This is a genomic window from Kordia zhangzhouensis (genome assembly GCF_001005305.1).
Lineage (GTDB): Bacteria > Bacteroidota > Bacteroidia > Flavobacteriales > Flavobacteriaceae > Kordia > Kordia zhangzhouensis.
Genome location: NZ_LBMH01000003.1, coordinates 368,698 through 383,899, shown reverse-complemented (window position 1 = coordinate 383,899; position 15,202 = coordinate 368,698). Strand labels below are relative to the sequence as shown.

General features: G+C 33.8%; 12 protein-coding genes and 2 tRNA genes. 5 read left to right on the top strand and 9 right to left on the bottom strand.

Annotation, left to right across the window (positions count from 1 at the left end):
* Positions 1-9 precede the first annotated feature (9 nt).
* The 4 genes from AA088_RS05090 to sppA form a co-directional block, all read right to left on the bottom strand.
* Positions 10-534, bottom strand: coding sequence for a GNAT family N-acetyltransferase (locus AA088_RS05090; protein ID WP_046743862.1), 525 nt, complete (start codon positions 532-534; stop codon positions 10-12).
* Entirely contained in the window at positions 531-3,242 is a 2,712-nt protein-coding gene (locus AA088_RS05085; protein ID WP_046743861.1) for an AsmA-like C-terminal region-containing protein, read from the bottom strand. The genes AA088_RS05090 and AA088_RS05085 overlap by 4 nt, the downstream gene beginning before the upstream one ends.
* 173 nt (positions 3,243-3,415) lie before the next feature.
* Positions 3,416-4,132, bottom strand: coding sequence for a queuosine precursor transporter (locus AA088_RS05080; RefSeq protein ID WP_046743860.1), 717 nt, complete (start codon positions 4,130-4,132; stop codon positions 3,416-3,418).
* A 172-nt stretch (positions 4,133-4,304) separates the two neighbouring features.
* Entirely contained in the window at positions 4,305-6,071 is a 1,767-nt protein-coding gene (sppA, locus tag AA088_RS05075) for a signal peptide peptidase SppA (RefSeq protein WP_046743859.1), read from the bottom strand.
* A 267-nt stretch (positions 6,072-6,338) separates the two neighbouring features.
* Here sppA and folK point away from each other — a divergent pair, with 267 nt between their 5' ends.
* A complete protein-coding gene (folK, locus tag AA088_RS05070) occupies positions 6,339-7,460 on the top strand; it encodes a 2-amino-4-hydroxy-6-hydroxymethyldihydropteridine diphosphokinase (protein WP_241483383.1) in 1,122 nt (373 codons plus the stop codon).
* Between the two features lie 123 nt (positions 7,461-7,583).
* Here the strand turns inward: folK and AA088_RS05065 are convergent, their stop codons facing one another.
* Positions 7,584-8,114, bottom strand: coding sequence for an RNA methyltransferase (locus AA088_RS05065; protein WP_046743858.1), 531 nt, complete (start codon positions 8,112-8,114; stop codon positions 7,584-7,586).
* Between the two features lie 284 nt (positions 8,115-8,398).
* Here AA088_RS05065 and mutS point away from each other — a divergent pair, with 284 nt between their 5' ends.
* From mutS to AA088_RS05050, 3 genes are all read left to right on the top strand, one after another.
* A complete protein-coding gene (mutS, locus tag AA088_RS05060; protein ID WP_394332083.1) occupies positions 8,399-10,972 on the top strand; it encodes a DNA mismatch repair protein MutS in 2,574 nt (857 codons plus the stop codon).
* A gap of 122 nt (positions 10,973-11,094) precedes the next feature.
* Positions 11,095-11,167: transfer RNA gene (locus tag AA088_RS05055), tRNA-Gly, on the top strand.
* Between the two features lie 19 nt (positions 11,168-11,186).
* Positions 11,187-11,271, top strand: a tRNA-Leu gene (locus AA088_RS05050).
* A 238-nt stretch (positions 11,272-11,509) separates the two neighbouring features.
* On the opposite strand, the gene AA088_RS18770 is transcribed toward AA088_RS05050, so the two are convergent.
* Both AA088_RS18770 and AA088_RS05045 read right to left on the bottom strand, forming a co-directional pair.
* The gene (locus AA088_RS18770; protein WP_262494923.1) at positions 11,510-11,635 is read right to left on the bottom strand and encodes a hypothetical protein; all 126 of its coding nucleotides are present in this window, start codon (positions 11,633-11,635) and stop codon (positions 11,510-11,512) included.
* Between the two features lie 7 nt (positions 11,636-11,642).
* Positions 11,643-11,822, bottom strand: coding sequence for a hypothetical protein (locus AA088_RS05045; protein WP_046743856.1), 180 nt, complete (start codon positions 11,820-11,822; stop codon positions 11,643-11,645).
* Between the two features lie 106 nt (positions 11,823-11,928).
* Here AA088_RS05045 and AA088_RS17560 point away from each other — a divergent pair, with 106 nt between their 5' ends.
* Positions 11,929-12,285, top strand: a complete 357-nt coding sequence (locus AA088_RS17560; protein WP_052752790.1) for a helix-turn-helix domain-containing protein — start codon at positions 11,929-11,931, stop codon at positions 12,283-12,285.
* A gap of 918 nt (positions 12,286-13,203) precedes the next feature.
* Here the strand turns inward: AA088_RS17560 and AA088_RS05035 are convergent.
* Positions 13,204-14,382, bottom strand: coding sequence for an acyl-CoA dehydrogenase family protein (locus AA088_RS05035; protein WP_046743855.1), 1,179 nt, complete (start codon positions 14,380-14,382; stop codon positions 13,204-13,206).
* Between the two features lie 105 nt (positions 14,383-14,487).
* A complete protein-coding gene (locus AA088_RS05030) occupies positions 14,488-15,201 on the bottom strand; it encodes a tRNA1(Val) (adenine(37)-N6)-methyltransferase (protein WP_046743854.1) in 714 nt (237 codons plus the stop codon).
* Position 15,202: the final 1 nt, after the last annotated feature.

Genomic DNA, 15,202 nt, shown 5'->3' with positions numbered 1-15,202 from the left:
CTTTTTACATCACCTATTTTTCAATTCATATACAACAGTATCTTCGTTGTCGGTGTCCTTTTTTCCTTCTATGTACACAAAACCGTTTCGTTCTAATAATTTTCTTGAACCTAGGTTGTCTTTATGTGTATAAGCTTCTATTAAATTTAGGTTTAGGGTATGAAATCCAAAGTTAATTACACCTTGTAAGGATTCATTCATAAACCCTTGTTTTTGATATTTAAGACTTAAATCATATCCTATTTCTGCAGTTTTTTGATCTTCGGAAAAGTTCCAAAGACAAATACTGCCTATCATTTCAGGAAATTTATTTTGTGTGATTTTCCAGTAGTAGAGGCTATGTTGTTCAATTCCAGACTTGATTTTTGCTATAAATTCTAAGGCTTTTTCTTTAGTGTCTGCATTAGGTCTTTTTATAAACTGATTTATCTCTTTGTCGGAGCGTAAGTAAGAAATCGTTGCCCAATCAGCATCATTCAGATGAGTTAGCAGTAGTCGTTCGGTTTGTATTTCTTGAAACTTATATTTGTTCATCTATTGGATTGTGTGGTATCAATTACTTTTTCTTGTTGCTTCTTTTCTTCTTCGGCTTTTGCTTTGGCAGCAGCTTCTTCTCGGGCTTTTTGTTCGGCTTCTTTTCGTTTTTGGCGATTGAGTAAGAAGTTGCCAATTGCACTTTTTATTTTATCATCTGTTGAATTTGGCGTAGTAACAGTTGTGTCTTTAGGAGTGGAGTTTCCTTTAATCAAGTCTCCCAAAATTTCATCTACTGTCGTATTGCCTGTTTGGATATTTCCTAAGGCTTCTTGTGCTTTGATTTTGGCTAACTTTTTAGCAAGATCTTTTGTAGCGCTTGCAAGATCAGTAGAAAAGTTTGGCTTAGATAAACTTCCTGAAATTGTACTACTAACAGGTATGGTTATATTTTTAGCTTCTTCCGATTTGATTTGCGAAAGCAGACTGGTAATTTCAATGCCTAAATATGTTGCAGGGATTTCAAATGTGGCGTTATAGTTAAGAGATTGATCAAAACCATGACTCCCAGAAACCGTAATTTGAATATCTTTATAGTTAAAAGAAAATGGGCTCACATTTACTTTTCCTTTGTCAAAAGAAAGTTTTGTCTTTATGTCTTCTATGTTTATTTTATTAAGATCGATAAATGTAAGTTTGTCATTAATTATATTGAAGAGATCGATATTTTGAGTTCGCAATGTGGTTGTCAACAATTCTGCAAACGCATTCCCAGAAATGCTCGTCAACGAAGGAGTATAGTTTTCTTTTAAATCTCCTTTAAGTGAAATTTTGGTGTTTAATTTTCCATTTAATGCTTTGGCAATAGGAGCAATGGTTTGTAGTAACTCTAAGCCGTCAAATGATTTAGATACATCGAAGGAATCCATCACCAAATCCATTGCAAATGTTGGTGTATCTGTTTTGGTAGAAACCAAACCACTCATATTGATTTTTCCATCAAAAACATCGGAGGAAACACCATTTAAGATGGCATCTCCATTTTCAAGTGCCAAACGACCTTTAACATTATTCAACTCAATAGTATCATAATACACTTTTGCAGCGTTTACATTAATAGAACAATCTAAAAAGCTAGGAATTTTTAATGCCTCGCCTTGTTGTACATCTGCACTTTGATTGTTACTTCCGTCCTTGCTTGCTACCATAAAATCATTTACATAAAACGCATTGGAATTTACAGTAAAGTTTCCTTTGAGTTTTCCTTCGTTGAACAAGAAACCGAGTAAATTTTCAATGGTTCCTGTAGCATTAAAATCAGTTTTTCCGCTTTTTGCATCAAACTTTTTGAGGGATATTTTTCCTGGAATAAAATCTAAGGTCGCTTCAGAAATAGACATAGGGTTTACAATATCTTTAGAAGCAAATAAGAAATCTGTAACTCGAAGGTTTCCTGTGTTTTTGATTCGTTGATATTGCTGTGTTTCAATTGCATTCATATCAAAGTTAGTGGTCAAATTAGCGTCTATAATACCGCTTAATTCTTTATCAAATTCTATAGGATATGCTTTGGTAATGTTGGCTAAATTTAGTTTTCCAATAATTTTTGCATTTACTTTTGGGTTCGTGGTCAATTGAGAAAGAGTTCCATTTCCTTGGAAAGAATCTTGGTCAATTTTGAAAGCCAGATTGTTGATTTTTAGATATGTGTCATCTGTAATTCCAGTAGTATTTATCAATTCTGCATTGATATTGATGTTTTGTACGCTTTTAGGTAAATCAGGATATTTAAAAGAAGCATTGTTTGAAATAACCTTGATATCAATCGTTGGGATGTGAGTTTCGTCTACTATTCCTTTAATTTCTCCAGAAACCTCAAAATTTCCAGTCGTATTTACACTAGTACTATTTTTAGCATATGCTTCAGGAATGACTGCGAGAAAATTTTTAAAATCAGACGAAGGCGTTTGCAATTGTAGCTGAACTTCCTGCGCATCTTTCAAAACTTTTACATATCCACTAAATGTTAATGGTAATTGATTAACTAGCGCGTTGTTTTCTAAAAATGTATACGTATTTGTGTTCAAATCCATACCAATCAAAGCATTGAGTTGAACTTGCTGGCGATTAATGTATTTCATATCGCCAATTGCAAATGAAACAAGTGCATTTGTAGTTGTTTTTAGTTTGGAAGTTGCTAGCGAAAAATCCCCAGAACCTTCATGCTGTACATTTTGTAAAGTGAGCAATGTGCGGCTCTTGGTGTCAAAATAATCAATACTTGTATTGCGAATGCGATAGTTATCTATTTTGAATGTAAAATCAGATGTTTTTGTGGCAGTTGGACTTGTAGTTTCTGAAGGTTTTGCAATATCGTAGTTTGCATTTCCGTTCTCGTCAATTTTTAGGTGTAATTGTGCATCATCTATTGTAAAACTATATACTTGAATGGCTTCATCGGCGCCTTTAAACAATTCACCAATTGCAGTGGTGATAGCTACTTCTTTTCCAAAGAAAAGTGTGTCATTTTCAAATGGCGCATTAGTAAGTACTTCAACGTCATTTAGTACAATAGATGCCTTCGGAAAGTTTCTAAAAAAGCTGATATCTACATCCGTAAAATCTACATGGGCATTTATATTTTCATTAATGGAATTTTTTACTAGTTCTATGATTTTACCTTTAAATAAAAAAGGAGCAGCTATTAATAGCGCAGTACACGTCAAAAGTGTAATTCCAACTATTTTAAGTATTCTTTTAATTTTCATTGCTATGTATTTGTACTGTATAAATAAGCGATTTTTTAACTAATTATAGTTAAGAAGATGATAAATTTTTTAAAAATAACGAGACGCGTTAACATCTGAATGAAAAGAGCAAATTTTTCAGCGTTTATACTAAGTTGAAACTATTAATGAACGTTTTTCTAGAAAAAAACAGCTTATACAGCGTAGGAGTCCAAATCAATTTCTTCACCAATTTCAAGCTTAAATCGTTTTCTAAATATGTATACAATTAGGTATAAAAAAGGCGTGTCAATAAAAGCGACAAGCACTTTAAAGATAAAGCCACTAGCAATTAATCCTAAGTAAATATCCCACGGTAAAATTTTAAAAATACATAATAAGGTAATCACCGAAAATGTGTCTACAAATTGAGACGCAAAGGTGGAAAAGTTATTGCGTAACCATAAGTGTTTTCCTTTAGTGAGTTTTTTCCAAAAGTGATACAATTGAATATCTACAAATTGAGCGAACAAGTAGGAAAGCATGGAAGCTAATACTGCCAAAGGCGCATTGCCAAATACTCTCGTGAATGTTTCATCACTTACAGGAGAATTTTTAAGGGCAGGCACATATTTGGAAATATAGATAATGCCTAAAGAGAAGAACGAAGCAAAAATTCCTGCAATTACAACTTGATTGGCTTTCTTTTTCCCATAAATTTCTGAAATGGCATCGGTAATTAAAAACGTAATGGGATAGGGTAGTAATCCTACAGAAATTTTGAATAAACGTTCGCCAAATATTTCCATGTCAAACGGATACCAATAGAAAAATTTCTGAAAAATCAAGTTGGAAACTACTAACGAAGTAATGAATAATGCTGCCAAGTACAAATAGATTCTGGCAGCAAGTTTTTTATCGGCTACTGTCATAAGGTAAATATACTAAAGTTTCAACGATAGTATTTGTGTTATTTTTAATTTTATGGTTCTAGCTCAGATGTCTATCATTATATATGTTTTGGAAAGTTGTTTCTGTAAGCAAATAAAAAGCCTTTCTAGTTATTTACAGAAAGGCTTTTTGTTGGATTAAAAACTAACAAAATTATTTAATCTCAATTTCGTAAGGAAGCAATAACTGCGGTCCTTTCATTTCGGAAATCTGTTTTATTTTTTGAAGAATCATATAGTTTTCGTTACCTAATTCTTCTCTCATTACTTCTTCTTTTGTTTGGATAAATCCTCCTGTGTATTGACTGAGAATGTCTTGAAAATCTTGCTTATAAACAGGTAATTCTTCAATAGAGTACTCTTTAATGTTTGCTGCTTCGGCAGCGGCTTGTAGGGCTTCATCTAACCCACCTATTTCATCTACTAAGCCAATTGTAATTGCATCGCTACCTGTCCAAACTCGTCCTTGACCAATCTCGTCAACAGCAGCTTGCGTCATATTTCGCCCATCAGCGACACGTTTGGTAAATAAATCATAAATATCTTCAATACCTTCTTTAATCAAAGCTCGTTGTTCGTCGGTCATTGGTTCAAATACACTGTAATCTACTGAGTTTTTATTAGTGCCAACCTGCTCTGCATTGATACCGAGATTTTCGGCTAGTTTGTGAATGTTTGGAACAGTTCCAAACACACCAATACTTCCTGTAATTGTGTTAGGTTCAGCAAAAATCTTGTCTGCATTGCATGCAATATAATACCCACCAGAAGCGGCAAGATCACCCATAGAAACAATGACAGGTTTTACTTGTTTGGTACGCTCAATTTCACGCCAAATCAACTCACTTGCCAAGGCACTTCCTCCAGGAGAGTTTACGCGTAATACAATTGCTTTTACATTGTCATTTTCACGTGCCTCTTTTAAAGCTTTATTAATGGAAATTTGCCCTATTGTATGAATATTACCTTCGGTATACATGATTTGACCTTGCGCATAGATTATGGCAATTTTTTCTTTTCCAGTCTTTTTAACATACTGTTTCCCCGTATGCTGTGCATAATCGTAAATGTTGATGCTATTGTATTTGTCTTTTTCTCCCAACGCATTTTTAATGCCTGCTTCATATTCATCTTCATAGCCAATTTTATCGACTAAATTTGAAGCTAAAGCGAGTTCTGCTGTACGTCCGGCCAGCTCATCAGCTAAAGTGTTTAATTGTTCAGGAGAAATATTTCTGTTAGCACCAATCTCTTCACGCATTTTGGTCCAGATAGAATGTAAGAATACGGAAATTTGCTCACGGTTTGCTTCGCTCATTTCTTGGCTTAAGTATCCTTCTACAGCACTTTTATACTTTCCATGACGAATCACTTCCATCTTTACTCCATATTTTTCTTGAAACTCTTTGTAGTACATGCGCTCCATTGCTAAACCTTTAAAATCTAATGCACCTACAGGGTTTAAGTAAATTGTATCGGCTACAGAATTTAAATAGTAATCTTTTTGTGAATAGAAATCTCCATAGGAGACTACAAACTTTCCAGACTCTTTAAAAGCTAATAAAGCGTCGCGTAGTGCTTTGGTTTGTGCCATTCCTGCTTCTAAAGCATTGTTTTTAATGGAAATTCCTTTAATCTTTGGATCATCAGCAGCATGATTTATTGCCTCTATAATATCAAAAAGGCCGTCATACTGTTGCTCGTGAGGAAAAAAAGGAACGTCACTGTAGTCAAATCGTCCAGCGTAATCGTCAATAGGAGCCTCTAATTTCAATTCTAATACAGAATTGTTTTTTACTAAAATTTCATCTTTGCCTGAGCCAGCACTTATAAAAATTAAAAGGAATAAAATTATAAAGCATAAGGCAAAAAATACACCAATTCCAACAACAGTTGAAAGTACTCGTTTTAAAAAGTTCATAGCGTTTATTTTAAATCGTCTTTTTTATTATCACAAAAGTATCTATTAATTCGATACTTAGAAAGTAAGTGTGAGTTTCTTCCTAAATGTTACACTTTACATCTTATTTATGATACTTTTTTCACAAAAAAAAGTATTGAATTTACAAACTTTACTTTTGTTGAAAAGTTGGGTAAATCAGCTTTCTTTTCAATCACTCTGTCCGTTTATTTTGCCTATATTTGGCACTGCAAATTTTTGCAAAATATCTATTCAATCTGTCCGAATTTGTTACACACAACCTACATATCTATTGGGAGTAATGTTGGCGATAAGCGAGCACATCTACAAAATGCACTACAACAACTTTCTGAAAAAATAGGTCGTGTGAGTAAAGTTTCTCCTATTTACCAAACACCTTCATGGGGATTTGACGGAAATGACTTTTACAATGCCTGTGTCGGTTTGCAAACTGCACTTTCGCCTACAGAAATGATGCAAGAAATTTTGAAAATAGAAGTGGTTCTTGGACGTGTCAGAAATAGCCAAAAAGGATATCAAGATCGTACTATTGATATAGATGTTGTTTTTTATGAAGACGAAATTGTAAAGACTGATTTGCTAAACTTGCCGCATCCGCTTGCGCATGAACGTAAGTTTGTGATGCAGCCTTTGTGCGATATTGCGCCTAGCAAAATTCATCCAATATTCAAAAAAACAGTAGCGCAATTGAATGCGCAACTGAAAGGTGATGGAATGCAGATTAGTATTGAAAAATTACAAAATCCAAATAGTAATAAAGATTTTTCCCGATTTAATTATATCGCTATTGAAGGGAATATTGGAGCTGGAAAAACATCATTGGCAACAAAAATAGCAGAAGATTTTAATGGGAAATTAATTTTAGAACGCTTTGCGGATAATCCCTTTTTGCCAAAATTCTATGAAGATAATGGACGTTATGCGTTTCCACTTGAAATGTCTTTTTTGGCAGATCGATACCAGCAAATTTCAGATGATTTAGCACAGTTGGATTTGTTTAAAGACTTTATTGTGTCTGACTATGATGTTTTTAAATCATTGATATTCGCAAAAGTGACTTTGCAACACGAAGAGTACAAGTTATACAGAAAGTTGTTTGATATTATGTACAAGGAAATCCCAAAGCCAGACTTGTATGTGTATTTATATCAAAATACAGAACGATTGCTTCGAAACATAAAAAAGCGTGGGCGTGATTATGAACAGAAAATCCCTTCTGAATATTTAGATAAAATTAATAATGGATATTTAGAATTTATTAGGACACATAAAAATTTGAATGTCAAAATTATTGACGTTTCAGAGTTGGATTTTGTTGCAAATGCTAATGATTATCAGAAAATTATTGCAGAAATTCACGATTTTTAAAATTGACAAAGAACGCAATTCTCTACACGAAGTATTCTTTATTTTCAAAGTTATTGTAGCGAGTACTAACAGTGTGTTTTTAAATGCTTAAATGTAATTTGATGGCTTAAAAAACAGAGTTGTTTAAGAACGAAGTTTGGCAAACAAATCCCACAACACTACGCCTGCACTAACAGAAATATTTAATGAATGTTTTGTGCCAAATTGCGGAATTTCAATTACATAATCACAAGCAGAAACAACAGATTGTTGGACACCTTTTACTTCATTTCCAAAAATAAGAGCATACGTAGTATCTTTTTTAGGTAAAAATTCATTTAGCATCACGGCTTTTTCGGCTTGCTCAATAGCTGCTACTTGCACATTATTTTCTTGTAGTTCTTTTACCAATGTTAAGGTATCTTCACGATATTCCCAAGAAACCGATTCGGTAGAACCCAAAGCTGTTCGGTGAATGTCTTTATGTGGTGGTTTTGCAGTAATTCCACACAGATAAATTTTCTTAATCAAAAAAGCATCACTTGTTCTAAAAACTGAGCCTATATTATTTAAGCTTCTAATATTATCGAGAATAACAATTAAGTTAGTTTTTTGAGACGATTTAAATTCGTCAACACTTAATCGGTTTAGTTCACTATTTTTGAGTTTTCTCATAGGTAATTCGTGAGTTTTCCTTGAATTTAATTAAATTCGCAATGAACTCATTTGGACTTTTAGGATTTAAGTGAAAATTAGGAATTTTAAGTTCTGTTGAAGTATTTTTTTTAAGTTGTATAGCAGCGCTACAGAATTCAAAAAAGACAAAAACAGGTTTTTAAAAGAACAATTTTTTAACAAATACGAAAAGCTCGGATGAGTTCAATTTATATTTTCTGCAAAAATAACACTAAAAAAAGCAAACATTGGCAAAAAGCAGCGCGAAAAAAGTTACGCCCTTAATGAAGCAATACAATAGCATCAAAGGTAAATATCCAGATGCTTTATTGCTATTTCGAGTAGGAGATTTTTATGAAACTTTTGGTGAAGATGCTGTCAAAGCAGCCAATATCTTGGGAATCGTATTGACGCATCGAAATAATGGTGGTGACAATATTGAATTGGCAGGATTTCCTCATCACTCATTAAATACGTATCTGCCCAAACTGGTAAAAGCAGGTGAGCGGGTTGCTATTTGTGATCAATTAGAAGATCCAAAACAAACTAAGAAAATTGTGAAACGAGGTGTTACAGAATTAGTGACTCCTGGAGTGGCTTTTAATGATGAAGTGTTACAAGCAAAAACTAATAACTTTTTGTGTGCGGTGCATTATGGAAAAAAGTTATTAGGAATTTCTTTTTTAGATGTTTCGACAGGTGAATTTATGACAACGCAGGGATCTGAGGAATATATCGACAAGTTATTGCAAAACTTCAAGCCTAGTGAAATCTTGATTCCAAAACAGAAAAAAACAGATTTTGTAGCAACCTTTGGAAACTCTTTCCATGTATTCTATTTGGATGATTGGGTTTTTAAAGCAGATTTTGCGCATGAAAAACTCATATCTCATTTTGATACCAGCTCACTTAAAGGGTTTGGTGTAGAAGATTTGCAAGAAGGTATTATAGCTTCTGGAGCGGTATTGCATTACTTATCAGAAACCAGACATCATAAATTACAGCACATTACTTCAATAGCTCGTATTGCTGAAGACGCCTATGTTTGGATGGATCGCTTTACGGTTAGAAATCTAGAATTATATGCTTCCACAGCGTTTAATGCCATTACGTTATTAGATGTTATAGATCAAACAATTTCGCCTATGGGTGGACGTTTGCTAAAACGCTGGCTAGCTTTGCCTTTAAAAAATAGTCAACAGATTAAGCAGCGCCACGAAGTAGTGAATTATTTGTTTCAACAGGAAGATGAATTACATACAATTCAACATCACATTAAACAAATTAGTGATATTGAACGTTTGATTTCTAAGGTAGCTACTGCAAAAATATCGCCCAGAGAAGTTATACAATTAAAGAATTCGCTAGAAGCAATTGTTCCTATCAAACAAATTACAGGTGCAAGCTCTAATGAGGCGTTAAAAGTGATTGGAGATACAATCCACGAATGTGAATTGTTGCGTTCAAAAATAAAACAAACACTTAATGAAGAGGCGCCAGTAAATATTTTAAAAGGAAACACAATTGCTAGTGGATATTCAGATCAGTTAGATGAGTTGAGAGGTATAGCCTTTTCAGGGAAAGATTATTTAGATAAAATGCTCGAACGTGAAAGTGCTGCAACAGGTATTCCATCGCTAAAAATCGCTTCCAATAATGTGTTTGGCTATTATATAGAAGTTCGAAATACGCACAAGGCTAAAGTTCCTGATACATGGACACGAAAACAAACATTAGTCAATGCCGAACGTTACATTACAGAGGAACTAAAAGAGTATGAAACTAAAATTCTTGGAGCCGAAGAAAAAATTACACAAATAGAGCAAGAATTATTTGGAGATCTTGTAGTGTGGATGAATCAGTACATTAAGGCTGTGCAGCAAAATGCTAATATTATTGCTAAGTTAGATTGTCTATGTGGTTTTGCCTCTTTGGCAAAGGCTAACAATTATGTGTATCCTGAAATAGATGATTCTTACGATTTAGAAATCAAAAATGGGAGACATCCCGTGATTGAAAAACAATTGCCAATAGGAGAAAGTTACATAGCTAATGATGTGTCACTAGATAGAGAGTCTCAACAAATCATTATGATTACAGGCCCTAATATGAGTGGTAAATCTGCTATTTTGCGTCAAACAGCCCTCATTGTATTGTTAGCACAAATGGGAAGTTTTGTTCCAGCAGATGCAGCTAGAATAGGTTTGGTAGATAAAATTTTTACAAGAGTAGGTGCGAGCGATAATATTTCGATGGGCGAATCGACCTTTATGGTTGAAATGAATGAAACAGCATCTATTTTGAACAATATCTCAGATAGAAGTTTAGTGCTGTTGGATGAAATTGGTCGAGGAACTAGTACGTACGACGGAATTTCAATTGCTTGGGCAATTTCCGAGTATTTGCATGAGCATCCTTCACGTGCAAAAACATTATTTGCTACACATTATCATGAATTGAATGAGATGACAGAAATCTTTGATCGTATCAAAAATTATAATGTATCTGTAAAAGAATTAAAAGATAATGTGTTGTTCTTGCGAAAACTTGTAAGAGGAGGAAGCGAGCACAGCTTCGGAATTCATGTAGCGAAAATGGCAGGTATGCCGCAGCAAGTGATTCATAAAGCAAATAAAATTTTAAAGCGATTGGAAAAATCTCATTCTAGTGAAGAACTGGCAGATGATCTCAAAAAAGTAGACGATGATTTGCAACTAAGTTTTTTTAATATGGATGATCCGCTGTTAGAAGAAATCAAGGAAGAAATTTTACTCACAGATATTGATACTTTAACACCAGTTGAAGCCTTGATGAAGCTAAATGAGATTAAGAGGATGTTGCAACGCAAAAAAAAGTAATTGATTACGAGGGGATTAAAAAATAATTTATTCTTTTTCAATAAAACGCTTTGGTATTTAAAGAAATGTATTAAATTTGCATCCGCAATACAGCAATAGTATTGATGTTCATAAACATACTTGCGAAAATAGCTCAGCTGGTAGAGCGCAACCTTGCCAAGGTTGAGGTCGCGGGTTCGAGCCCCGTTTTTCGCTCTATATATAAAAAGTCCAAGCTCGAGTGGTGGAATTGGTAGACACGTTGGACTTAAAATCCAATGACCATTACGGTCGTGCGGGTTCAAGTCCCGCCTCGAGTACATTAGAAAAGCCGAAGTTTCAATACTTCGGCTTTTTTGTTTTTGTTTGTTTCGTTTTGAAATAAGTGGACACAAAATTGACTTATTTATGGATGAACAAGAGGCTACAACGGTAAAGTGGACTCAACACGTTTACAATCGTGGCTTTAATGAATATAAAACACTCCTCTTTATATTGATTGAATCAATATAGCATTCAGGACCTAGATTAACATTCTGGTATATGTACTAATAAAAGTTATTTTCGATGGTAGGGCATCGTGATTGTATTGTCAATGATTTTGAAAGGTGATGACTTGAGTTTTAGCAATGTTTTAAGATAGCTTACGAAGTTTTTAATAGCAATACCTTTTTGTGTAATCATCAATATGCTATTTTCTATATTGATACAGATTTCTACCTATATCCTTTATTACTAATCCTAAAAAAAAGGCTTCTATAATAGCGCATTTAATACCGCAAAGCTCATAGCCATTAATTGCTCCAGAGATAATACCAATTAGAATAACTAATGATTTGTAGGCTTTGTATTGTTTCTTTTTATTACTCATGCAGATGTTTTTTCTTACTTCAAAAATAAAGGTCAAATAAGGGTAATTATGAATAAAGAAGAATAATATTTGAATAATTTATTATATTTACTGCAAATGTATTTTTATGGAGAAAGTAGCCAATAACATTAAAAGAATTCGAGAGTTTAAAAACTTAACTCAACAATATGTGGCTGAGAGACTTGATATTTCACAATCGCAATATCACCGCATCGAATCAGGAGATGCAAAAGTTAAAGAGGAAGTTGTTCATAAAATTGCTGAAATTTTTGAAGTAGAACCGAATCAACTCTATTCATTCGATGAAAGTCATGTTTTTCAGGCGCATTCAATCGGACAAGCAATCAATTACAATTCAGGGAATATTCATTTTTATCAAATTGATGATAAGTTGGAAAAACTATACGAAGATAAGATAGCACTATTAGAAGCGGAAATTGAACGATTGAAGAAAGGAAGATAATTTATTGTTTGACTGTCATAAATTGTTTCACATTTGTTTGTCAATATGTTTTTGATGTGTTGCGTTCATTTTTATTTTCTCAACGCTCTTTTGTTTTTAATAAAGTTCTAGTATCCATTCTATTTGTTAGCTATAAAAAGGAAAATAATTTTTTTTGGTTTTTAAATCATAAATTCCAAACAATCGGAGTGTAGTTATATTCCATTGTGTAATTCATTGTAATTTTATCTATATTCTTCATGAATTTATGTTTTCATTGTATAACTTCTTTTGAATTTATTATACTGTTAATCAGTTAGTTAAAAATAATTTTCTTTGTAAACCTACTATAATTACGGTAAAACCGTACTACAAGTAATGTTTTATCTTATTGCACTCTGAAGATATGATGTAATTTAGCATAAAACATATTGAGGTTTAGGGGAATCTCATTATAATAGTATTATTCTATTAGATAAAAGGGAGTTCATGCTTGTGATGCTCCCTTTTTTTTAGTGTTGCTGAGGAAACTTAGAGAAATATAAAAGTTAGTTATATATTAAATTGAGAAATTAGGGGGTCTCATTTTAGTAATAAAAAACAACTTCCATTGACCTAAAAAGGGATTTCCCAAACTTTCTTAGTCATCTACCTTCATTTTATCTTCAAAAAAATAAAATAATTTATTTAGATTAAATACAAATAGCTATCTTTGCTGTCGAAATAAAGAGGAATTGATATGTCTTTTTTAATTGATATCGAAGAAGTTCAGGCAAAATCAAAGAAGAAGAAAATTAAAATTGCCAAGAACGTAAAAACTAAGTGCTGTAAAAAGTACAAAAAAGGAAAGGATAAGCGTTGTAAGCGTTGTCCTTGTTTTGATTTATTAAAAAAGGCCTCGTAAACGAAGCCTTTTTATGTATTCTGTATCTTTCTATATTATTTGAATGCGTTCAATCCGGTAACATCGAATCCGGTAATTAATAAGTGGATATCATGTGTTCCTTCATAGGTAATTACACTTTCTAAGTTCATCATGTGGCGCATAATCGAATATTCTCCTGTAATTCCCATACCTCCTAACATTTGACGAGCTTCACGAGCGATATTGATAGCCATGTCTACATTATTTCGTTTGGCCATTGAAATTTGTGCAGAAGTCGCTTTCCCTTCATTACGTAATACACCTAAACGCCAAGTTAGTAATTGCGCCTTTGTGATTTCTGTAATCATTTCTGCTAATTTCTTTTGTTGTAATTGGAAGCCGCCAATTGGTTTTCCGAATTGTGTACGTTCTTTGCTGTAACGCAATGCTGTATCATAACAATCCATTGCAGCACCGATAGCGCCCCAAGCGATTCCATAACGTGCAGAATCTAAGCATCCAAGTGGTGCACCTAATCCTGTTTTGTTTGGTAATAAGTTTTCTTTTGGAACTTTGACATTATCAAAAATTAGTTCACCGGTAGCAGAAGCTCTTAATGACCATTTGTTGTGCGTTTCTGGAGTCGAAAATCCTTCCATACCACGTTCTACAATTAGGCCGTGAATTCTTCCTTCTTCATTCTTAGCCCAAACTACGGCAACTTGTGCAAATGGCGCATTGGAAATCCACATTTTAGCACCGTTTAGTAAATAATGGTCGCCCATGTCTTTATAATTAGTGGTCATGCCACCAGGATTCGAGCCGTGATCAGGTTCTGTTAATCCAAAACAACCCATCCACTCACCAGAAGCTAATTTTGGCAGGTATTTTTGACGTTGTTCTTCAGTTCCATACTTCCAAATAGGATACATTACTAGTGAAGATTGTACAGAAGCTGTAGATCGTACACCTGAATCACCACGCTCTATTTCTTGCATGATTAATCCGTAACTGATTTGATCCAATCCTGCACCACCATATTCTTCAGGAATATAAGGTCCAAAAGCACCAATTCCAGCTAAGCCTTCTATAATCTGTTCAGGAAATTCGGCACGCTGTGCGTACTCTTCTATAATTGGAGAAACGTCTCTTTTTACCCATTCGCGGGCAGCATCTCTTACTAATTTATGTTCGTCGGTTAATAGCTCGTCTAAATTGTAGTAATCAGGAGCTTGGAATAAATCTGGTTTCATCTATTTTGTTTTAATAGCATTTTTTAAACACTTAAATTTACAGAAAACCCGTAAATCTCGGTAACAAATGTACTTAATGAAATCTCACAAAACAAAGACTAATTGTTATAATTTTAAATAAAAGTCTTTCGTGAGTGCAATGTAGTCATCTGTGTATTGATGGCGTGTGGTTTCAATAATCAGTTCGGTTATTTGATTTTCTCTTTCTTCAAATGAAAAAGAGAGCAAACTACGCTTATAATCAGTTTCGGGATTTCCTTTTACGTGACAGGTTTTATACGGAAATAAATGGTTTTCTTTTGCAAGTGCGACAAATTGATTGTGCGCTTTGTGCGGAATGATCGTATGAAATGTTCCTTTGGGTTCTAATAGTTTGGCAACACCTTGTAGTAATTCATCAAAAGGCAGCGCATCTGTAAAACGTGCCGTATCACGTTGTGTATTTTCAGTTTTGTAGTTTTCTGTGTAGAAAGGTGGATTGGATACAATGAGATCGTATTTGTCTTCAATTTCATGTACAAATTCATCAAAGCTAGCGTGATAGCAAAACAATCGATCACTCCAAGGAGAGTTTTCAAAATTATCAACCGCTTGCTCATAAGCGTCGTCATCAATTTCTATAGCATCAATTATTTCAGCGTGACTACGTTGAGCAAGTTGCAAAGCGATCAAGCCTGTGCCTGTGCCAATATCCAAAATTGAGAACGGATTGCTTTCTAAAGATGTCCACGCACCGAGCAAGACGCCGTCGGTGCCAACTTTCATAGCAGTCCTATCTTGATGAATGGTAAATTGCTTGAATTTAAAGGGTTTGCTCATA